General features: G+C 67.7%; 19 protein-coding genes and 2 pseudogenes. 12 read left to right on the forward strand and 9 right to left on the reverse strand.

Annotation, left to right across the window (positions count from 1 at the left end):
• Positions 1-4: 4 nt before the first annotated feature.
• The 3 genes and pseudogenes from AC2D80_RS03750 to AC2D80_RS03760 all read left to right on the forward strand — a co-directional run bounded on the left by AC2D80_RS03750 (position 5) and on the right by AC2D80_RS03760 (position 2,692).
• A complete protein-coding gene (locus AC2D80_RS03750) occupies positions 5-532 on the forward strand; it encodes an aromatic-ring-hydroxylating dioxygenase subunit beta (RefSeq protein ID WP_484631637.1) in 528 nt (175 codons plus the stop codon).
• Between the two features lie 952 nt (positions 533-1,484).
• Positions 1,485-1,765, forward strand: a pseudogene (locus AC2D80_RS03755) (transposase); the annotation flags it as partial.
• A 78-nt stretch (positions 1,766-1,843) separates the two neighbouring features.
• The gene (locus AC2D80_RS03760; protein ID WP_484631638.1) at positions 1,844-2,692 is read left to right on the forward strand and encodes a DUF2569 family protein; all 849 of its coding nucleotides are present in this window, start codon (positions 1,844-1,846) and stop codon (positions 2,690-2,692) included.
• On the opposite strand, the gene AC2D80_RS03765 is transcribed toward AC2D80_RS03760, so the two are convergent.
• Positions 2,689-3,000, reverse strand: a complete 312-nt coding sequence (locus AC2D80_RS03765; RefSeq protein ID WP_484631639.1) for a hypothetical protein — start codon at positions 2,998-3,000, stop codon at positions 2,689-2,691. The two genes, AC2D80_RS03760 and AC2D80_RS03765, sit on opposite strands and share 4 nt — an antisense overlap.
• 500 nt (positions 3,001-3,500) lie before the next feature.
• Between AC2D80_RS03765 and AC2D80_RS03770 the strand changes: the two genes are divergently transcribed.
• A complete protein-coding gene (locus AC2D80_RS03770) occupies positions 3,501-4,346 on the forward strand; it encodes a hypothetical protein (RefSeq protein WP_484631640.1) in 846 nt (281 codons plus the stop codon).
• Between the two features lie 29 nt (positions 4,347-4,375).
• Positions 4,376-5,521: a competence protein CoiA gene (locus AC2D80_RS03775; RefSeq protein WP_484631641.1), complete on the forward strand. Its 1,146-nt coding sequence runs from the start codon at positions 4,376-4,378 to the stop codon at positions 5,519-5,521.
• Here AC2D80_RS03775 and AC2D80_RS03780 read toward each other — a convergent pair.
• The 3 genes from AC2D80_RS03780 to AC2D80_RS03790 form a co-directional block, all read right to left on the reverse strand.
• Positions 5,506-5,649 (reverse strand): hypothetical protein, encoded by a 144-nt coding sequence (locus tag AC2D80_RS03780; RefSeq protein WP_484631643.1) that lies wholly within the window; start codon positions 5,647-5,649, stop codon positions 5,506-5,508. The two genes, AC2D80_RS03775 and AC2D80_RS03780, sit on opposite strands and share 16 nt — an antisense overlap.
• A gap of 97 nt (positions 5,650-5,746) precedes the next feature.
• Positions 5,747-6,835 carry a hypothetical protein gene (locus tag AC2D80_RS03785; RefSeq protein ID WP_484631644.1) on the reverse strand — a complete coding sequence of 363 codons (1,089 nt, stop codon included), beginning with the start codon at positions 6,833-6,835 and terminating at the stop codon, positions 5,747-5,749.
• A gap of 40 nt (positions 6,836-6,875) precedes the next feature.
• Positions 6,876-7,781 carry a hypothetical protein gene (locus AC2D80_RS03790; RefSeq protein ID WP_484631645.1) on the reverse strand — a complete coding sequence of 302 codons (906 nt, stop codon included), beginning with the start codon at positions 7,779-7,781 and terminating at the stop codon, positions 6,876-6,878.
• 73 nt (positions 7,782-7,854) lie between these two features.
• On the opposite strand from AC2D80_RS03790, the pseudogene AC2D80_RS03795 reads away from it, so the two are divergent.
• Positions 7,855-8,049 (forward strand): annotated as a pseudogene (locus tag AC2D80_RS03795) (integrase core domain-containing protein); the annotation flags it as partial.
• 94 nt (positions 8,050-8,143) lie between these two features.
• Here the strand turns inward: AC2D80_RS03795 and AC2D80_RS03800 are convergent.
• From AC2D80_RS03800 to tsaE, 3 genes are all read right to left on the reverse strand, one after another.
• Positions 8,144-8,608: an OsmC family protein gene (locus tag AC2D80_RS03800; RefSeq protein ID WP_484631646.1), complete on the reverse strand. Its 465-nt coding sequence runs from the start codon at positions 8,606-8,608 to the stop codon at positions 8,144-8,146.
• Between the two features lie 82 nt (positions 8,609-8,690).
• Positions 8,691-10,118: an N-acetylmuramoyl-L-alanine amidase gene (locus tag AC2D80_RS03805; RefSeq protein WP_484631647.1), complete on the reverse strand. Its 1,428-nt coding sequence runs from the start codon at positions 10,116-10,118 to the stop codon at positions 8,691-8,693.
• A complete protein-coding gene (gene tsaE / locus AC2D80_RS03810; RefSeq protein ID WP_484632638.1) occupies positions 10,115-10,681 on the reverse strand; it encodes a tRNA (adenosine(37)-N6)-threonylcarbamoyltransferase complex ATPase subunit type 1 TsaE in 567 nt (188 codons plus the stop codon). The genes AC2D80_RS03805 and tsaE overlap by 4 nt, the downstream gene beginning before the upstream one ends.
• Here tsaE and queG point away from each other — a divergent pair.
• Entirely contained in the window at positions 10,664-11,752 is a 1,089-nt protein-coding gene (gene queG, locus AC2D80_RS03815) for a tRNA epoxyqueuosine(34) reductase QueG (protein ID WP_484631648.1), read from the forward strand. The two genes, tsaE and queG, sit on opposite strands and share 18 nt — an antisense overlap.
• Before the next feature lies 1 nt (position 11,753).
• Here the strand turns inward: queG and AC2D80_RS03820 are convergent, their stop codons facing one another.
• On the reverse strand, positions 11,754-13,313 hold the full coding sequence (locus AC2D80_RS03820; RefSeq protein WP_484631649.1) for an acyl-CoA synthetase: 1,560 nt from the start codon (positions 13,311-13,313) through the stop codon (positions 11,754-11,756).
• A gap of 172 nt (positions 13,314-13,485) precedes the next feature.
• Here AC2D80_RS03820 and AC2D80_RS03825 point away from each other — a divergent pair, with 172 nt between their 5' ends.
• Genes AC2D80_RS03825 through AC2D80_RS03835 form a run of 3 tightly spaced genes read left to right on the forward strand, consistent with a single transcriptional unit; the run spans position 13,486 to position 16,002 of the window.
• The gene (locus AC2D80_RS03825) at positions 13,486-14,292 is read left to right on the forward strand and encodes an ABC transporter permease (protein WP_484631650.1); all 807 of its coding nucleotides are present in this window, start codon (positions 13,486-13,488) and stop codon (positions 14,290-14,292) included.
• A 25-nt stretch (positions 14,293-14,317) separates the two neighbouring features.
• Positions 14,318-15,355 carry an MlaD family protein gene (locus tag AC2D80_RS03830; protein ID WP_484631651.1) on the forward strand — a complete coding sequence of 346 codons (1,038 nt, stop codon included), beginning with the start codon at positions 14,318-14,320 and terminating at the stop codon, positions 15,353-15,355.
• On the forward strand, positions 15,352-16,002 hold the full coding sequence (locus AC2D80_RS03835) for a hypothetical protein (protein WP_484631652.1): 651 nt from the start codon (positions 15,352-15,354) through the stop codon (positions 16,000-16,002). Before AC2D80_RS03830 ends, AC2D80_RS03835 begins: the two co-directional genes overlap by 4 nt.
• A gap of 51 nt (positions 16,003-16,053) precedes the next feature.
• On the opposite strand, the gene AC2D80_RS03840 is transcribed toward AC2D80_RS03835, so the two are convergent.
• A complete protein-coding gene (locus AC2D80_RS03840) occupies positions 16,054-16,965 on the reverse strand; it encodes an AEC family transporter (RefSeq protein WP_484631653.1) in 912 nt (303 codons plus the stop codon).
• 150 nt (positions 16,966-17,115) lie between these two features.
• On the opposite strand from AC2D80_RS03840, the gene AC2D80_RS03845 reads away from it, so the two are divergent.
• Together AC2D80_RS03845 and xerD are read left to right on the forward strand one after the other, a co-directional pair.
• Positions 17,116-18,087, forward strand: coding sequence for a tripartite tricarboxylate transporter substrate binding protein BugE (locus AC2D80_RS03845; RefSeq protein WP_484631654.1), 972 nt, complete (start codon positions 17,116-17,118; stop codon positions 18,085-18,087).
• Positions 18,088-18,100: 13 nt separating this feature from the next.
• Entirely contained in the window at positions 18,101-19,075 is a 975-nt protein-coding gene (gene xerD / locus AC2D80_RS03850; protein WP_484631655.1) for a site-specific tyrosine recombinase XerD, read from the forward strand.
• The last annotated feature ends 1 nt before the right edge of the window (position 19,076 follow it).

Here is a 19,076-nt window from a genome sequence, read left to right on the forward strand (position 1 = left end):
GCCCATGCACCCCGCCACCGACACCGCCCCCGCGCTCGACGCCGATCTCCAGCGCGCCCTGCGCCACCACGCCATCGACCGCTTCAACGCCGCCTACGCCGACCTGCTCGACCAGCGCCGCTTCGCCGAGTGGCCCGAGTGCTTCGTGGCGGACGGGCAGTACCGCGTGCAGGCCCGCGAAAACCACGAGCGCGGCCTGCCGCTGTGTCTGCTCGCGCTGGAAAGCCAGGCCATGCTGCGCGACCGCGTCACCGGCGCCACCCAGACCATCTACCACGCCCCCTACTACACCCGCCACGTCATCGCCCCCGCCCGCATCACCCACGACGGCGCCGGCACCCCCGACGACCCCGTGCGCGCCGAGGCCAACTACGCCGTCTTCCGCACCAAACCCGGCGCCACCAGCGAGGTCTACCAGGTCGGCCGCTACCTCGACGCCTTCGTCATCACCGACGCCGGCTGGAAACTCCTGCACCGGCGCTGCGTGTACGACAGCGAGATGGTGTTGAACTCGTTGATTTATCCGGTGTGAGGGGGCGGAGGGCTGGTTTGCAGCGATTGCGGTCGCTGGGCGATGCTACCGGGAGGCGCGGTCATCACCACACAGCAGTCACCAGCCTCAGGGGAAACCAAGTGTGCAAGTTGCGGTGGCCCTCGCTTTTGGTCAAGCCTTGATGACTAGACATGGAAGGTTCAGGACGTCGATCTCAACTGGCCATCCTGCTCGCAGCAACGCGAAACCTGCTAGCGAAATTGGATTTATCGCTTGGATCTCGGTTTCTGGCCGAGGCAATCTTGCAGCAAAAGCTTCGACCGCGAGCCTAGCATCGGCAACATGGCTCGATCCTTTGTTCGCACCTGAGACGAACGCTTCCCACACCAGCAAGTCGCAACCAGCGGCTTCAAATCCGTCCCAGTCGAGGTGGGCTCGGCGGGAGGGGGGACACTGCTTTCGGATCTCAGCAAGGGTCCAAACAGCTTGGACAAGCCCGGTGGCCAAAGCTCCGCATCCTGCCCCCGCTGACCAGGCCCGACTGCCTTCGCCAATACGGCCCTTCCCAAGTTGGTCTTCAGCCTCGGGCAGTGGAACAAAGAGGGGGCACTCAAAGCCTAGGGCAACGGGCCGTCCCGCGGCTAACGCGGCAGTGGCACGGCTAACGAGCCCGGAAGGCTTTATACCTCCGAAACCGTCGCTGTCAGCCCAGCCAAAATTTCCGTTGGACACCGAGCCGACATCCGCGCACGCGATCAAGAGGCGGTCCATGGGATCACCGTATCTTGCTACCCTTGGAAGCAGGGGTTGAATGTCTGCTGTTCGGGATCTGGCCCTACTCACACAACTTAGATTGATGCTATTTGCAGGACTCTTAAAGCCACTACTTGCTGATGAAGCAGTGACGCTGGAAGTCCGCTACCAGCTGACCTGCCCGGTTTCTTCGGTCCAATAGTTTCTAGGAAGTTGGCTCCCAACCTGCGAGGAGCCCATGAGGAAGAGCCGATTCAGCGAAGAACAGATGGTCGCGATCCTGCGAGAAGCAGAGCGCACCAGCGTGGCCAAGGCCGCCAAGAAGCACAAGGTCAGTGAACCCAGCATCTACGCCTTGCGCAAGCACTTTGGACAGATGGACGTTGCTGACGTCAAACGCCTGAAGACACTGGAGGTCGAGAACGCGCGGTTGAAGAAGCTGCTGACCGAGCGCGATCTGGACATCGAGGTTCTCAAGGAGATCAACGCAAAAAAATGGTGAGTCCGCAGGCCCGACGCGAACAGGGCTTGTTTCAGTTGAGAGGCTCGACACCTCCCAGCACGGCTGGATAGACTGTCCAGCTAGGAAGGATCCCTATGTCGAAGTGGATTTATCTAGGGCCGGAGAAGGCCCGCCAGCACCGCCTGTATGGCAACAAAAACTTGTTGGCGGTGTTTGCGCTGGGCGTCTTGTTGATGCCCATCCAAGAGCTCGGTTCACTCAACAGCGTTGCGAGCGCGGCGAATCTCACGCTGGGTGAGCTGCTGGGACAAAACAATGCCACCAAGGCGTTTGTGGTGCTGTCCCTGAGCCACAAGCTGGGCTTGTCCGTGCTGCTCCTGTACCTGCAGTTCACCAAAAGTTTTCTGTTTCGCCCCGCTGCCACCATCGGGGTGCTCACCCTCTATCCCATCACCTTCCTCTTTGGCATCCTCACAGATTCGCCGGGAGCGGGCGAGGCACTGGGGGTGGCGCTGATTCCATCCATCGTCCTAGGACTGGCCTGGACCGCCTACCTGAACATGTCCCGGCGGGTGCGGGTGACCTTCGAGCACAGTGTCAAGGCCTCGGATGCCCAGGACGAAGTCAAGCGCGTCAATCCGTTCGATGCCCCAGCTCCGCGCGATATCCCCAAGCCCGGCCCCGTGACGGCTCCCGCGCCTGGCCCACTCAACGCTTCCGCGGCCCATCCGATAAGCGTGCCTGCGCCGACAGAGGCGCCCCCGGTCCCCGCTCCCCGCGTCGCGCCAAACCCGATGGCTGCCAAGCCCCTCGATGAGGACCGCCTGTGGCAGACCGCCTGGGAGGAGCTGCATGGTGGTGCGCGCAAAGCGGGCCTGTGGGCGCGCGTATTCGCCCAAGCCGGCGGCGTTGAGTCCGCGGCTCAGGCAGCGTATCTGAAAGAGCGCGTGGCGCAGTTGCGTCTGGAGGAGGGCGAGGCCTAGGTCCAGTCGTCGGGCGGCAGCTCAAGCCCCAGCCATGCCACGACAGGCTCGACCCCGCCGCGCAGGTCGCTGTCGCCATAGCGATAACGCACGCCCGAGGTGCTGCTGACGGCAATCTCTGCGTCATTGCCGACCTCAATGCGCAGGCGACGCTGCAGCCGCAACAAGCCGTCCGGGGTGAGGTGCTTGGTCATCAACGCCGCCGCGGCTTCGGGGTACACGGCAAGCACGGCCGGCCACTCCTCATGGGTCTCGTAGTAGCCCTGGATGGTGGTCATCACCCGGACCAGCACTCCGCTGTAGTCCAAAATGGTTTTTGTCGGCAAATCTTCTCTCCGTCGACGCTGACTGTCTCGTCAGCTCGTCAGAGTGTCCCGCGTTCCAGCCGACTGAGGCAAGAGGGCCTCAGGCAAACGACTCTTGCAGCACCTCAAGCACGGGGCAGTGCGGGTCCGTCTCGTCCGTACCGAACCCCTCTTCTCACAGCGCCTGCTCCAGACAATCAGAGAGGTGCGACTCATCGCGGACCCGTGCTGACAACATTGGTGAGCGCTCCGCCATCAGCATCCAGCACATCCGTGCCAAAACCGTCCTTGTGACGCAAGATGTCCAAGCAGGTCGCCGCACCGCGCAAGTCCAGCTTCAGCCGAATGCTACCTTCCCCCGGCAGCACATCGCACAGGACCGCGCTGACCAGACGCTCGAAAACCGCCACCTAGCGAGCCGGCGCCATTTGCTGGTCACAATGTCCCCGTTTGGTCTGGCCCCGTACCTTTGTTTGTCTTGATGCTTCGGTAGAAGGCCTTCTATGCCCCGCCCAACCCTCGACCCGCTCTTTCGGCACCGCACCGGCGGCTGGCTCGTTCGAGTTCAAAGCGACTGCGTGCTTGAGCCCAGCGCGGAGCCCGCTGTGCTGTTTCGCAGCGCAGACCCTCGCCAGGCCAAGCCCCTGCGTGCCCAGGCACGGGAGAAGTTTTCCCGCGAGTTCCAAGCCGTACGCACCTGGGAAATCGGCGCGTTGCTGCACTACCTGCCCTCATCCACGCTCTCCGCACCAGCGCTCACCCAGGTGCTGAACCTGTACGACCAGCCCTGGCGGCACTTTCACAACAGCGAGCACCTGTTCGAGCTCTTCGCCTGCGCCGCAGACCGAGGCCTGCGCCTGAGCCCCGAGCAGGCCCTGGCGCTGCTTTTTCACGACGCGGTCTACGCTCCCGGGGCACCGAGCGGGCAAAACGAAGCGCAGTCCGTTCTTGTGCTCAAGAGCTTTGCTTACGCCATCCACCCAGATGTGCACATCCCAACCGTGGCTCGATACATCCAGGAGACTGCCACACACCAAGGCAGCTGCTCGGAGAGCGAAATGGTCCAGGGGCTGGACCTGTGCAGCCTCGCCTCAACCCGAACGGAGTTCGAGACCGCCAACGAGCTCGTGTGGTTTGAAAACCGACACTTCTTCGAAGAAGATATCGAGGTTGATGAGGGCTTTCGACGCTCAGCCTTCAACCGGCGCCGCCTGGAGTTTCTGCAGGGTTTGGCGCGCCAACCCCGCATCTTCCCATCCGGCTTTGACGACGTGGAGGAAAGCGCGCGGGCCAACATCAGGGCGTTCGAGCAGGAGCACGCCGAATCGCGTGGCATCCTCGCCCCCTGAAAAAACGCAGGCCACGCCTGCCTCAGACCATGCCGCTTCGCGCCGCCAGCCCCACCGGAGACCTGCACGCTTTTTCCATGGACGAGCAGGCCTGGGCTGAGCTCAAGCAGAGTTACCGCGAGCGCGGACTCTTCATGGCGTGCTGTGGAGTGCCCGCCATCCCAAAAACCAGCTCCCGCGGCACGCAGTTTTTCGCCCACGCGCGCAACAGCCAGTGCGCGCTGGCACAGGAGAGCGCAGAGCACCTCTACTGCAAGACGCTGATTGCTCAAGCCGCACAGGAGGCGGGCTGGAAAGTCACCACCGAGCGACCAGGACACTCCCCAGACGGAGAGGTGTGGGTGGCCGATGTTTTTTGCGAAAAGGGCACGGCCAAGCTGGCGCTGGAAGTGCAGCTGTCGCCTCAGACAGATGCAGAAACAGCGCGTCGTCAACGCCGCTATCAGTCCTCGGGCGTGCGCGGCGCCTGGTTCATGGGCCACAAGGCACGGCGCGACTGCTACCTGTTGGATGAGCAGACACCTCTGTTTGAACTCCTGCCCATCACCGTGGGGCAACCCCCAGGCATGGCCAGCCATCCGCTGGAGCTCTCCCAATTCGTGAGAGCGCTCCTGCAACGGCGCGTTCGCTGGAGCACCCCGCTGCTGAGCAAGCCCCACTTGGTCGAGTACCTGGAGGACGCCTGCTGGGCCTGCAAGAAACCCGTGCGACAGGTTCTGGAGCACCAGCACGGCGACACCGCACCGGAGGGCACCGCCCTAACCCCTGAAGACTTCTACGAAGGGCGAACCTACCGGGCGGTCTACACCCCACCCAGGCTCTCCAACCTGTTGGAAGCCGTGCACGAGAGCATCAGCAACGATGAGCTGATGGCCCAGGGGCTCAATCCCCTGGGGAAGCAGGCCACCTATCGAGGAAAGCCCTCGCGCTTCCCGTATTGCAACCTCTGCCTGCATTGCCGGGCCCCGCAGGACAACCACTTTCTCGCAGAGAAGCTCACTCACCTGATCAGCACCCAGCTGCAACGACGACGGGCTGCATGGGCCGCCGGTGAGCCCGGGGATTCTGAGCCGGCCGCCACCCCAGGATTGGGCATAGCCGTCATTCCTCGACACACCAGGGCGCCTGGCCGTTGGGAGCTACTTGCAGACGGACCGAGTCAGGAAAACACATGAGTACTCGCAGCGCGGCCCACCGCAAAGGCAAAGCCGGTGCTGGCCAGCCCCACCACCGTCATACCCGGCAAACCGCCAACCAGGTAGAGCGCAAACGCTGCTGTGAAGAGCTTGGCGTCGGATTTCATTTCACCCCCGACACCAGCAGCCCCAGCCCCAGCGCAAGGAGCAACACTCCCCCCGCCACCTCGTCCTGCCAGGCCCCTGACCACGCCCCACCAGCCGCTATCGAATCTGCTGAGCCAACGATTGCCGATTCTTTTGCATCAGCGCAGCCGCGCGCTCACGGGCTTTGTCTTCCTCATCCGCCGCCGCTTCCAAAACGCTGAGGAGTCGCTGATATTCATCCAGCTGCGCCTGCGTCTCAAACAAGAGCTGGTTATTTGCAACGCTGATGCTTCCCAAGTTTGCCTCCGCAAAACTGAGAATATTTTCAGACGCTTTGATGCTCGTTATTTGTCCGTTAGTCAAACTTCCATACGCACGATAAGCCTCCGCCTTGCCGGCGTTGAAGCCTTTCATGACTTCAAGATAAGCGGTCTCAGACAAGCCCGCTTCTTTGATGATTTCCTCCGAGACGACGAAATGCCGCGCAACCATCAAGTCTCGTTCGTCGATGAGTGCTCTGAATGCATTGAGCTTTCTTCGAGACGCCTCAATTCCTCCCTTCGTTGTGACGTTTTGAGGGGCCAGGACCGAAATCAGGTCCACACTGTTGAATTTACGGTCAAGCGCAGCTGAATCCGCTGCAAATGCCTTGGCTCGCTCTTTGAAGGCGTTCATCAGAGCGACGCGCTGGTCAGCCTCGCTCATCGGCTTCTTCGCGGGTTGCTGCGCCACTGGCGGCGCAGGCAAGGACATCGGAGGGGTCGTTGCCGAGGCCACCACTGCGGTCGCAGGTGCTGAAGGCGCTACCGGTGCCGCAGGCGCCAAGGGGGCTTTCGGCAATGCCTTGTCCGCTTCTGCAGACGACGCCAGCAACTGCTCAAACAACTCTTTTTGAGCAGCGTCGACTTTTCGACTGTCGCGGTATTCGTTGAAGCTGTAGAACAGCACTACGCTGAGCGACAACAACGCTGCGACGATGCGACCAACTGCCTTTGTCTCAGCGTCCCTCTTTCTCGTCACCAGGTCAATCACGACCGCCGCCACCAGCCAGGCAAATCCTGCGTAAACAAGAAACTCTCCCGCTTGCGCGACACTGATGATTTCAAGCCCGGCTAAAGCAAACGGCGAGCCCAGCGCGAGCGCCAACAACCACCACCCCAGTTTTTTCGCCGGGCTTGGCGTGGGCCTTTGCACCTCGTCAGACATATACATCCTCTCCTAAAAGTCGTTTGATTTTTTGCGTGGATCAGCGCAGCAGCTGTTCTAGCTCCTGCTGCGCTTTTTTACGTTTTTCCACTGCTGCTTTTGCCCGAACGGTAGTGTCCTCACCCACCTTTGTCATTTCCTCGTACGCGCGGTCCAGTTCCTGAGCGAGCGCAAAAACTTCGCGACGCAGCTTCGGTGTGCTTGCTACCACCATCCCGTTCGTGTATTCGATGCTTTTTCTGTTCTCCCAGACCTTCTCCATCAGCTTGATGGCGCCGTCGGCATAAGCCGACTGAACCTGGTCAAGCGGGCCAAGCAGGTCCTGAGTCTCCTTCAGAGCTGCGGGCAGGGACTCTAGCGCGCCACGCCGGACTTGCGCATGTGTCTGCGATTGCACCAACGCAGTGAGCTCTCTCTCGTGCTCCTGAACTAAAGCCATGCGCTTGTTGAGCTCGGCTTTGTACGCCCTGGCGTTCTGCAGAGTCTGGGCAATGGCGTCTTCATCACCAAAGGTCTCAGGCCTGCCGATTCCTGAAAGGTCAATCTCTGACAGTCGAACGATGGACTCGTCGAGTTGCTTCTCGAATCGAGCGTCGAGCTGCGCCATCTGCTGCAGGTAAGCCCGCACAGCAGCCTTCTCTTCGTTCTGAATCTGGCGCTGCGTGTTCCACACGCTCAACGACACCAAAAGCATGATGACGCCCACCACAAAGACCGCCTTGGCCTTCGCCAAGGGTCCTCTGTTGCGCACGATGAGATAAGCCACCACTGAGGGAAGCAGCAGCTGCCCAAACCCCCGGGCAACCTCAGAGACCGCCAACGACAGCGGCAAGGGGAAGTTGACTGCCTGGGGCACCACGAACCCCAGCACGATGAGCAGAAAGCCCGCAATCAGATAGAAGTTCTGCGCTTGCGAAGGAGGAGGTGTGTTGGCTTCAGAATACAAACGAGGCTCCCTACGAATGCGCAGGCTGTGCCGCCTGCCTGCGCCATTCTGCTCAATTGCACTCTAGGCATGCAAGGACAGGAGGGGCTGCCTATCACTGGAGTGGTTCCGATCACGCCGCGAGGCTGCCGTCGTCATCGAGGCCTGGCGCAAGCACTACAACACCGTGCGCCCCCACAGCAGCCTGGACTACATGACCCCTCACGAGTTCAAGCATCACCAACTGCACGATCCACCCATTCCGAACCGGGCCGTCTTACAGGAATGAATGGTCCGAATAAGCCGAGCAGGTCACAGCCTATAGCAGTCACCACTATTCGGCTGGCTTTCGGCGCATTACGCACCAACTGCCTCTCACACCCTCACCCCACCTCCACCACCACCTCCGTCTTCACCGAGTTCGCAATAAAGCATTCTTCGTGCGCTTCGTGGTGCATCTCGCGGAGTTCGGCGGGGGTGGGTTGGCGGTTGCCGGCGAAGGTGACGGTGGGGCGCAGGGTGACGCGGGACACAAAGAACTTGCGGCGTTCGTTGGCGCTCATGACGCCGACCGCGTCGTCTTCGTAGCGGTCGACGGTGAAGCCGCTGCGCACGGCGATCGACAGGAACCATAGCATGTGGCAGCTGGCGAGCGAGGCGACGAAGGCTTCTTCGGGGTCCATGGCCTGCGGGTCGGAGTAGGGCAGGGGCACGACCAGTGGTGACGAGGACGCGGGCACCTCGAGGCCGCCGTCGAAGCGGAGGCGGTGGCGGCGGCTGTATTTGTTGTCGGTGAAGGGCTGGTCGCCGCGTTCCCACACGAGGCGGGCGGTGTATTGGTGGGGCATGGGGTGGGGCCGGGGGTGCCGGTTGGGTGGGGCCGGATGGTTGGGCCGGGTGAGGGGGTGGGGAGGGCGGGGCGTCGCGCGCTCAGATCTGGCGGTTGCGGGCGAGCGGCGGGTTTTGCGCGAAGTAGCGTTTGATGCCGCGCAGCAGGGCGTCGGCCAGCGCGTCCTGGTAGGCGGGGTCGTTGAGGCGGCGTTCTTCGTCGGGGTTGCTGATGAAGGCGGTCTCGACGAGCACGCTGGGGATGTCGGGCGCGCGCAGCACGGCGAAGTTGGCCTGTTCGACGCGGGGCTTGTGCAGGCGGCCGACGCGGCCGACCTCGCCGAGCATGGAGGCGCCGAGCTTGAGGCTGTCGTTGATCTGGGCGGTGGTGCTCATGTCGAGCAGGGCGCGCTGCAGGGTGGCGTCTTTGGTGCGGACGTTGATGCCGCCCACGAGGTCGGCGCTGTTTTCCTTGTCGGCCATCCAGCGGGCGGCGGCGCTGCTGGCGCCGCGGGTGCTGAGGGCGTAGATGCTGGCGCCTTGCGGGCGCGGCGAGTAGAAGGCGTCGGCGTGGATGCTGATGAACAGGTCGGCCTGCACGCGCTGGGCCTTGGCCACGCGGGTGCCCAGGGGCACGAAGAAGTCGGCGTCGCGCGTCATGAAGGCGCGCATGGGGTTGCCGTTGACGCTGCTGCCGTTGATGCGGTCGCGCAGCTTTTTGGCGATCTGCAGCACGACGGCTTTCTCGTGGGTGCCGTTGGGGCCGATGGCGCCGGGGTCTTCGCCGCCGTGGCCGGGGTCGAGGGCGACCACGATGAGGCGCTCGGTGCGGGCGCGCTCGCGGGCGCTGGGCGAGGGGGCCCGGGCGGTGCGCGGGGCCGCGTCCGGCCCCGGGTGGGGCCCGGGGGCCGGGGGGGCCGACGGCGACGCGGGCCGGGGCGGCTTGTCCTGCCGGGCGATCAGGTCGCCCAGCGGGTCGGCCGGCTCCGCGCGCTCGGGCGTCACGCCCGCCAGCGGCCCGGTCTCCAGCCCGAGCAGCCGCGCGGCGCGGGCGCTGGCTTCGTCGAGCTCCTTCATGCGCGCGGCGATCAGCTGCTCCAGCGGGTCGGGCGGCGAGGTGGGGTAGAGGTCGAAGACGAGGCGGTGCTGGTAGGCGGCCACGGGTTCGAGCTGGAACACCTGCGGCTGGATCGGCTGTTTGAGGTCGATGACCAGCCGCACGACGTTGGCGCTGTATTGCGCCACGCGGATGCCGGCGATGTTGGGGTCGTCGGCCTTGAGCTTGCCCACCAGCTCGCGCAGGCTGGGCAACAGGTCCAGACCTTCGATGTCCACCGCCAGCCGCGGCGGCTGGGGCACGAAGGTGTGGCGCGCCACGAGCGCGGCATCCGATTCGATGGTCACGCGCGTGTAGTCGGCCGCGGGCCACAGGCGCACCGCCAGCACGCTCGCGCCGCGCGCGATGTGGGCGCGGCCGAGCAGCAGCACCAGCGTGCCCGCGCGCAGCAGCGAACGGCGCCCGGCGATCATGCGGCCAGGCTGGCCAGCAGCAGCCGGCCGGTGGGCGTGTGGGCGATGGCGCTCACGCGGCGCGCGTGGTCGTGTTCGCAGTCGGCGTCCATGGCGTCGGGTTCGATGTGCAGACTCAGGTCGATGGCGGGCAGCCAGCCGGCCGCCCGCTCGGGCCACTCCACCAGCTTGAGGCCGGGGCTGGCAAACAGTTCCCGAAAGCCCGCGTCTTCCCACTCGCGCGGGTCGTTGAAGCGGTAGAAGTCGAAGTGCCAGATCGACAGCGGCTCGCCGGCGGGCATGAGCGGGCAGTCGATGGCGCTGTGCGGCTCCACGACCGCGTAGGTCGGGCTCTTGATGCGCCCGCGCACGCCCAGCGCGCGCAGCAGGTGGCGCACGAAGGTGGTCTTGCCCGCGCCGAGGTCGCCGTGCAGGGCGAGGGTGGCGTGGGCCAGCGCGGGCTGCTGGGCCAGGCGCCGCGCGAAGGCCTCGGTGTCGGCCTCGTCGTCCCAGCGGCCGCGCCACGCGGCCTCGCTCGGGGAGGGCGTTCCTACAATCGGCGGCGCATGAACGCCGGAATTGATGCTGCTCAACTCGTCTCGCAGGTGCAGGCCTGGGGCCGGGAGCTGGGATTCTCCCAAATCGGGGTGGCCGGTGTCGACCTGTCCACCGCCGAGCCGGGCCTGCGGGCCTGGCTCGACGCCGGCTTTCACGGCGAGATGGCCTACATGGCCCGCCATGGCCTCACCCGCGCGCGCCCGGCCGAGCTGGTGCCGGGCACGGTGAGTGTCATCACCGCGCGGCTCGATTACCTGCCGCGGCACGCGCCCGACGACTGGGTGGCCCGCGAGACCGCGCGGCTGGCCGACCCGGGCGAGGCGGTCGTGTCGGTCTATGCCCGCGGGCGGGATTACCACAAGGTGGCGCGCCAGCGGCTGCAGGCGCTGGCCGACCGCCTCGCGGCCGCGGTGGGCCCGTTCGGCCACCGGGTATTCACCGACTCGGCGCCGCTGCTGGAGGTGGAACTCGCCCAGCGCAGCGGGCTGGGCTGGCGGGGCAAACACACGCTGCTGCTCTCGCGCGAAGGCGGCTCGATGTTTTTCCTGGGCGAGATCTGCACCGACCTCGCCCTGCCGCCCACCGAGCCCACCACCGACCACTGCGGCCAGTGCAGCGCCTGCCTCGACGCCTGCCCCACCGGCGCGATCGTGGCGCCCCACCGGCTCGATGCGCGGCGCTGCATCAGCTACCTCACCATCGAACACGCCGGCCCGATCCCCGAGGCGCTGCGCCCGGCGCTGGGCAACCGCATCTACGGCTGCGACGATTGCCAGCTGGTCTGCCCGTGGAACAAGTACGCGCGCCGCTCCGCGCTGCCCGACTTCGACCCGCGCCACGGGCTCGACGGTGCCACGCTCGTGGCGCTGTTCGGCTGGGACGAGGCCGAGTTCCTGCGCCGCACCGAAGGCAGCGCCATCCGCCGCATCGGCCACGAGCGCTGGCTGCGCAACCTCGCCGTGGCGCTGGGCAACGCCTGGCGCGAGCGCGGCGACCCGGCGCTGGCCGAGGCGCTGCGCACCCGCGCCGGCCACCCGAGCCCGCTGGTGCGCGAGCACGTGGCCTGGGCGCTGGCGCAGCGGCCCTCGGCTGGCTGAGTCAGGCGTAGCGCAGGCGCAGCTCGCGCTTGAGCAGCTTGCCGCTCGGGTTCTTGGGCAGCGTGTCGGTGAAGTGCACGCGCTTGGGCACCTTGAAGCCGGCCATGTGGGTCTGGCAGTGCGCCACGACCTCGGCCTCGGTGAGCGCGTGGCCGGCCTTGACCACGATCACCGCGGTCACCGCCTCCACCCACTTCGGGTCGGCCAGCCCGATCACCGCCACCTCGCTCACCGCGGGCAGCCGGTAGATCATTTCCTCCACCTCGCGGCTGGCCACGTTTTCGCCGCCCGTCTTGATCATGTCTTTCTTGCGGTCGACGACGGTGATGTAGCCCTCGTCGTCCACCGTGGCGAGATCGCCGCTGTGAAACCAGCCGCCCTCGAAGGCGGCGGCGGTTTTCTCCGGGTCGTTGAAGTAGCCCAGCATCAGGTGCGGCGAGCGGTGGACGATCTCGCCGACCTCACCGACGGCCACGTCCTCCATCGCGTCATTCACCACGCGGGTCTCCACGTTGAGCACCGCCTTGCCGCAGGAGCCGGGCTTGCGCAGCTGGTCCTCGGGCGACAGCATGGTCGCCAGCGGCGCGATCTCGGTCTGGCCGTACAGGTTCCACAGCCGCACCGCCGGCAGCCGCGACGCCAGCTCCTTCAACACCTCCACCGGCATGATGGACGCGCCGTAGTAGCCCTTGGCCAGCGTGGCCAGGCGGGCCGGATCAAAGACCGGCGAGCGCAGCAGCGCGATCCACACCGTGGGCGGCGCGAAGAAGCTGGTGATGCGGTGGCGCTCCAGCAGGTTGAGCAGGTGGTCGGGCACGGGCTTGCCGGTGATCACGTTGCTGCTGCCGATGTAGACGGCCGGACCGAAGAACACGTCGAGCTGCGCGCAGTGGTAGAGCGGCAGCGCGTGCAGCGCCACGTCGGCCTCGGCGATCTCGGCGTTGATCACGCAGCTCACGTACTGCCAGAGCACGGCGTCGTGCGTGAGCATCGCGCCTTTGGGCATCGACTCGGTGCCGCTGGTGTAGACGATCTGGGCCAGATCGGTGCTGCGCAGCGCCACCGGCGGCAGCGGGTCGGCGCAGGCGGCGAGGTGGTCGAAGCGGTGCATGGCCGCGTCGGGCTCGCTCGGGTCTTCGCCGGGCAGCCAGATGAATTGCTCGACCGCGGTCTCGCGCGCGGCGGCGTCGCGGGCGAGGGCGGCCAGGCCACTGTCGGTGGCCAGCGTGCGCGCGCCGGCGTGGCGCAGGATGTAGGCCACCTCGTCGGCCTTGAGCATGAAGTTGATCGGCACCAGCACCGCGCCACGCCGGGCGACGGCAAAGCGCAGCGCGGCGAAGGCGTGGGAGTTGCGGGCGAGCACGGCTACCTTGTCGCCTTCGGCCACGCCGATGTGCACGAGCCCGGCGGCCAGGCGGGTGACCAGCGCGTCGAAATCGGCGTAGCTCCAGACGGTGTCGCCGCAGACGATGGCGGTCTTGTCGGGCAGGCGGCGGGCGGTGCGGTGCAGGGCGTCGGCGATGGTCTGGCGGCGCACGGCGGGCGGCAGCGGGTGGCTCATGCGAAAGGGGCTCCGGGCGGTGGGTTCACGATGGCCCGATTGAACCGGGCGCGGGCGGTTTTTCCCATGGGCGTTTTCACCAGCCCCGGCCGGGCGCGCGCGGTCACATCCGGTCACCGCCGCAGGCGCCGGCGTCACGCGGTGGTGCGGTGCCGCGCCTATGATTGGTTACATGGATTCCGTGGTCTCCGTGCATCCGCTGCTGGCGCGCTGGGCGCGCGCCTTGAGTGCGCGCGCCCACGCCGCGTGGCACACGGTGGAGCTGGGCGCGCAGATCCTGGCGCTCACCCTCTCGCCGGCCACCTTTTTCCACACCGCCACGCGCCGCGCCGCGCTGCTGGCGCTGGTGCGTGGGGCGGCGCCGCTGCTGCCGTGGTTCACGGTGCTGTCCTCGCTGGTGAGTCTGGTGGTGATCCGCATCGTTGTGGCCACCGCGACCAGCTACGGCCTGTCGCAGTACGCGCTGGAGGTGCTGGTGCGCACCCTGGTGCTCGAACTCATCCCGCTGTTTGCGGCGCTGTTCGTGGCCTTGCGGCTGGCGCTGCCGCAGGCGCAGCGCGTGGGGCAGCGGCTGTCGGCGCTGCAGGCCCGCGGCGGCCCGCTGCCCTCGCGGCCGCGGCTGGCGCACGCGCTGTTCGCGCCGGCGCTGGCGGCGCAGTTCGCGGTGGTGCTGCTGGCCGCGCTCAGCGGCGTGGTGGCGCTGCTGCTGACCTACCTCACCGTCTACGGCCTCTCGCCCTGGGGCTGGCCGGCCTACACCCACGCGGTGGGCGCGGTATTCAGCCCGGGCACCGGCCTGATCTTCGCCCTCAAGACCCTCGGGTTTGCGCTGGCGGTGGCCGTGGTGCCGCTGGCGGCCGCGGCCCAGCCCGACGCCGACGGCCACCTTGGCCCGCGCGGCGACCTGGGCGCCTTCGCCCGCCTGTTCTCGGTGTTGCTGGCGGTGGAGATCGCCTCGCTGCTGGGCAACTACGCCTGAACCTTCGCCGCCCTCCGATCCGCGCATGACCGACCCCACCCCCACGCCCACCGACCCGCTGCACCTCGCCGACGAGGACGTTCCCGTCTCGCGCCTGGCGCTCAAGGCGCTGGCGCTGCTGGCGCTGGCGGTGGTGCTGGTCGTGGGATCGGTGGTGTATGTGTTGTACGCGCGGGGCGTGTTTGAGCCGGTGCAGCGGGTCGTGTTGATCGCCGACGACGCCGAGGGCGTGGCGGTGGGGCAGGACATCACCTTCGCCGGCTTTGCCATCGGCCGCGTGGCGCGCGTGGAGCTGGGCCGCGACGGCAACGCCCGGCTGCTGATCGACGTGCCGCGCCGCAACGCGCACTGGCTGCGCACGTCCAGCGTGTTCACCCTGGAGCGCAGCCTCGTGGGCGGCACGCGCCTGCGGGCCTACAGCGGCCTGCTCGACGACCCGCCCCTGCCCGACGGCGCGGAGCGCACCGTGCTGCGCGGTGACGCGGCCGCCGAGATCCCCAAGCTGACCGCCGCGGTGCGCGAGCTGCTGGAGCAACTCAACGCGCTCACCCGCGCCGACGCGCCGCTGGCGCGCAGCCTGGCCCACGTGGAGGTGGCCACCGGCCGGCTGGCCGGACCGCAGGGCGCGGCCGCGCTCATCACCGGCAACGAGGCCGACGCCGCCCGCCTGCTGGAGACGGTGGAGCGCAGCCGGCAGCTGCTGGCGCGCGCCGACGCCCTGACGCGCCGGCTCGACGGCGTGATCGCGCGCGCCGACCGCCAGCTGCTGGGCGCCCGCGAAGGCCCGGACGGCCCCGAGGGCCGCGATGGGCTGGTGAGCGAGGTGCGCGGCACGGTGCGCGAACTCCACGGCCTGCTGGGTCAGGCGCGCCAGAGCCTGCTGCGGGTGGACGCGGTGCTGGTGCAGGCCGAGGGCGTGGCGGCGAACACGCGCGAGGCCAGCAACGACCTCACCGCCCTGCGCGCCCAGGTGGAGAGCAGCCTGCGGCAGGTGGACGGACTGATTCAGGAGGTCAATCGCAAATGGCCGTTCGCGCGCGACACCGAGGTAAGGTTGCCATGAGCCGCTGTCCTGTGACCCCGGTGGGCGGTGCGGCTTGGGTGGCCCTGGCTTTGTCCATGGCGCTGTCCGGTTGCGCCAGCGGCCCACCGCCGGCCGACTGGGCGCTCACCGCGCGCGGGGCGATCGACCGCAGCACCGCGGCCTGGCTGCGCGGCGACGACCGCGTGGCCGAGGCGGAGCACGCGATCGCGCGCGGCGCGCTGGCCCGCACCGGCGATCCCGCCCGCGTCGCCCGCGCCGAGCTGCATCGCTGCGCCGTACGCGCGGCGGCGCTGGTGGTGGAGTCCTGCGCCGCGTTTGACGCGCTCGCCGCCGACGCCACCGAGGACGACCGCGCCTACGCCCGCCACCTCGCCGGCACCGCGACCGACGCCGACCGCGCGCGACTGCCCGCCGCCCAGCGCGAGCCGCTGTCGCGCATCGACGCGCCCTTGTCGCGCCTGGTGGCCGCGGCGGTAAAGCAGCGTCGCGGCGAAGCCACGGCCGACGACGTGGCGATGGCGGTGGACACGGCCTCGGCCCAGGGCTGGCGCCGACCCCTGCGCGCCTGGCTGGAGGTGCAGCGCGAGCGCGCGCTGGCCGCGGGGAACGCGACCGAGGCCGCCCGTCTCGCCAGGCGCCTGGCGCTGCTCGGACCGGCCCCGTGACCGCGAACCGACCCGGACGAACGCTCGGCTGACCCGGTCGTCATCCGTCGCTCACCCGCCCCCCAGCACCCCCAGCGCCAGCGGCAGGCTGACCATGCCCAGCAGCGTGGACAGCGTGACCAGCCCGGCCACGTAAGCCCCGGGGTAGCCCATGCGCGCGGCCAGCACGTAGCAGCTCGACGCGGTGGGCACCGCCGAAAACATCAGCAGCGCCGTGGTCTGCGCCGCGTCCAGCGCAAAGGCGCGCGCCAGCCCGAACGCCATGACCGGCATGGCCAGGTGCTTGATGGTCAGCACGGCCGCGCCCAGCGCGCGGGCCTGCGCGAGCGTGCCGAGCTGCATGCCGGCGCCGGCGGCCATCAGGCCCAGGGCCAGCGAGGCCTGGCCGATGCGGTGCACGGTCGGCTCCAGCCAGCCCGGCATGACGAAACCTAGCAGGTTGGCCGCCAGCCCCGAGGCGGTGGCGATGATCAAGGGGTTGCGCACCAGCTCGCGGGCGAAGCCGCGCTGCGCCTGGCGCGCCATGGGCCACACGGCCGCCACGTTGAACAGCGGCACACACACGCCGATGATCACCGCGATCATCTGCAGGCCCGGCGGGCCGAGCAGCTTGTCCGCCAGCGCCAGCGCGATGAACGAGTTGAAGCGGAACGCCACCTGCGCGCTGGCGGCGTGCAGGCGGGCGTCAAGGTGGCGCCGCAGCCCGGGCAGGTGGGGCAGGGCGTAGGCCAGGGCGATCGCACCGAGCCCCAGCGCCACCGCCGCGCCCATCAGGCTGGAGGCGGCCTGCAGGTCCAGCGGCCGCTTGACGATGCTGTGGAACAGCAGCACCGGAAAAAGGAAGTAGTACACCAGGCTTTCCACCTGCTCCCACACGCGCCGGTTCAGCGCGGTGAAGCGGCAGACCAGGTAGCCGCACAGGATCAGCGAGAAGTCGGGGAAGAGCAGCTGGGCGAAGTTCACCGGCCGAGGATAGCGGCTGCGCCGCCGCGCTTTGCGGGTTTGCCCCTATGTAGTGTCCCCAAAGCGAACGCAACTTATCGGCGGCTACAGTCTCTGTCTGCGAGTTCGTTCACCCACCGTTCTTCACGACACCAAGAAAAGGAAACGCTCATGCAACGTCGCCACCTCCTCGCCGCCGCCGCCCTCGCCACCACGGTCCTGCCCGGAATCGCGCTGGCGCAGGCCTACCCCAACAAGGTCATCCGCCTGCAGGTGCCCTTCGCCCCGGGCGGCACGACCGACATCATCGCGCGTGTCATGGCCGAGCCGCTGGGCAAGATCCTGGGCCAGTCCGTGGTGGTGGAAAACAAGGCCGGTGGCGGCGGCGTGATCGGCGCCACCGAGCTGGCCCGCAGCGCGCCGGACGGCTACACCATCGGCATGGCCACGGTGTCCACCACCGCCGCCAACCCGGCCATCAACCCGAAGATTCCCTACAACACGCTCACCGACTTCACCCCGATCACCAACATCGCGGCCACGCCGAACGTGATCGCCGTGCACCCCAGCTTCCCGGCGCGCGACTACAAGGGCTTCCTCGCCGAGTTGAAAAAGAACCCCGGCAAGTACAGCTACGCCACCTCCGGCACCGGCGGCATCGGTCACCTGCAGACCGAGCTGTTCAAGAGCCTGACCGGCACCTTCATCACCCACATCCCGTACCGCGGCGCCGGCCCGGCGCTGAACGACACGGTGGGGGGTCAGGTGCCGATCATTTTTGACAACCTGCCGTCGGCGCTGCCCTTCATCCGCGACGGCCGCCTGATCGCCATCGTGGTGGCCGCGCCGCAGCGCGTGGCGGCGATGCCCAATGTGCCGACCTTCAAGGAAGTGGGTCTGGAGCCGGTGAACCGCATGGCCTATTACGGCCTGATCGGCCCGAAGGGCCTGCCGAAAGAGGTGGTCGACAAGATCCACGCGGCGGCCATGCAGGCCGTGGCCGATCCGGCGGTGAAGAAGCGCATCGAGGACACCGGCTCGCTGATCGTGGCCAACACGCCGGCCCAGTTCGCCGACCAGATCAAGGCCGAGTTCGAGGTCTACAAGCAGGTCGTCGACAAGCAGAAGCTGCGTCTCGACTGAGCCCGGGCTTCGCATGACCCGCGTTGCGGGCCGGCGGCGGCCATCACCGGCCGCCCCGGGCTCCGCCCCCGCTCCCTCAACCGCCGCGCCGGTCGCCCACGACCAGGCCGCGGCGTTTGTCGATGCGCTCTGGCTCGAAGAAGGCCTGGCGCGCAACACGCTCGATGCCTATCGCCGCGACCTGGTGTTGTTCGGCGAGTGGCTCGCGGCCCAGGGCCGCACGCTGCTGGACGCGGGCGAATCCGACATCCACGGCTACTTCGCCGCGCGCCACGCGGCCACCCGCGCCACCACCGCCAACCGCCGTTTGACCGTGTTGCGCCGCTATTACCGCTGGGCGCTGCGCGAAGGCCTCATCCGGGCCGACCCCACGCTGCGCCTGGCGCCCGCCCGGCAGCCGTTGCGCGTGCCCAAGACGCTGAGTGAGGCGCAGGTGGAGGCGCTGCTCGCCGCACCGGACACCACCACGCCGCTGGGCCTGCGCGACCGCACCATGCTTGAGCTCATGTACGCCAGCGGCCTGCGCGTGAGCGAGCTGGTCACGCTCAAGACCTGGCACCTTGGCCTCGCCGAGCACGTGCTGCGCGTGACCGGCAAAGGCAACAAGGAGCGGCTCGTGCCTTTTGGCCAGGTCGCGGGTCAATGGCTGCAGCGCTACCTCGCCGAAGGGCGGCCGGCCATCCTGGCCGGTCAGTCGGGCGAGGACCTTTTCGTCACCGCGCGCGGCAGCCGCGCGGGCGAGGCGATGACGCGGGTGATGTTCTGGCAGCTGGTGCGCAAGTACGCGCTGCAGGCCGGCATCACCGCGCCGCTGTCGCCCCACACCCTGCGCCACGCCTTCGCCACCCACCTGCTCAACCACGGCGCCGACTTGCGCGCGGTGCAGCTGCTGCTGGGCCACGCCGACATCTCCACCACCACGATCTACACCCACGTGGCGCGCGAGCGCCTCAAGGCCGTGGTGGCGGCCCACCACCCGCGCGGCTGAG

Source organism: Hydrogenophaga sp. T66, from assembly GCF_057219855.1.

Bases quoted from the DNA above. Each gene is read 5' to 3' on its own strand.
- AC2D80_RS03750 (WP_484631637.1), top strand. From the start codon at position 5: ATGCACCCCGCCACCGACACCGCCCCCGCGCTCGACGCCGATCTCCAG.
- AC2D80_RS03835 (WP_484631652.1), top strand. From the start codon at position 15,352: ATGAGCCGCTGTCCTGTGACCCCGGTGGGCGGTGCGGCTTGGGTGGCC.
- AC2D80_RS03825 (WP_484631650.1), top strand. From the start codon at position 13,486: ATGGATTCCGTGGTCTCCGTGCATCCGCTGCTGGCGCGCTGGGCGCGC.
- AC2D80_RS03760 (WP_484631638.1), top strand. From the start codon at position 1,844: ATGTCGAAGTGGATTTATCTAGGGCCGGAGAAGGCCCGCCAGCACCGC.
- AC2D80_RS03845 (WP_484631654.1), top strand. From the start codon at position 17,116: ATGCAACGTCGCCACCTCCTCGCCGCCGCCGCCCTCGCCACCACGGTC.
- AC2D80_RS03800 (WP_484631646.1), bottom strand. From the start codon at position 8,608: ATGCCCCACCAATACACCGCCCGCCTCGTGTGGGAACGCGGCGACCAG.
- AC2D80_RS03805 (WP_484631647.1), bottom strand. From the start codon at position 10,118: ATGATCGCCGGGCGCCGTTCGCTGCTGCGCGCGGGCACGCTGGTGCTG.
- AC2D80_RS03770 (WP_484631640.1), top strand. From the start codon at position 3,501: ATGCCCCGCCCAACCCTCGACCCGCTCTTTCGGCACCGCACCGGCGGC.
- AC2D80_RS03785 (WP_484631644.1), bottom strand. From the start codon at position 6,835: ATGTCTGACGAGGTGCAAAGGCCCACGCCAAGCCCGGCGAAAAAACTG.
- queG (WP_484631648.1), top strand. From the start codon at position 10,664: ATGAACGCCGGAATTGATGCTGCTCAACTCGTCTCGCAGGTGCAGGCC.
- AC2D80_RS03830 (WP_484631651.1), top strand. From the start codon at position 14,318: ATGACCGACCCCACCCCCACGCCCACCGACCCGCTGCACCTCGCCGAC.
- AC2D80_RS03820 (WP_484631649.1), bottom strand. From the start codon at position 13,313: ATGAGCCACCCGCTGCCGCCCGCCGTGCGCCGCCAGACCATCGCCGAC.
- AC2D80_RS03775 (WP_484631641.1), top strand. From the start codon at position 4,376: ATGCCGCTTCGCGCCGCCAGCCCCACCGGAGACCTGCACGCTTTTTCC.
- AC2D80_RS03780 (WP_484631643.1), bottom strand. From the start codon at position 5,649: ATGAAATCCGACGCCAAGCTCTTCACAGCAGCGTTTGCGCTCTACCTG.
- xerD (WP_484631655.1), top strand. From the start codon at position 18,101: ATGACCCGCGTTGCGGGCCGGCGGCGGCCATCACCGGCCGCCCCGGGC.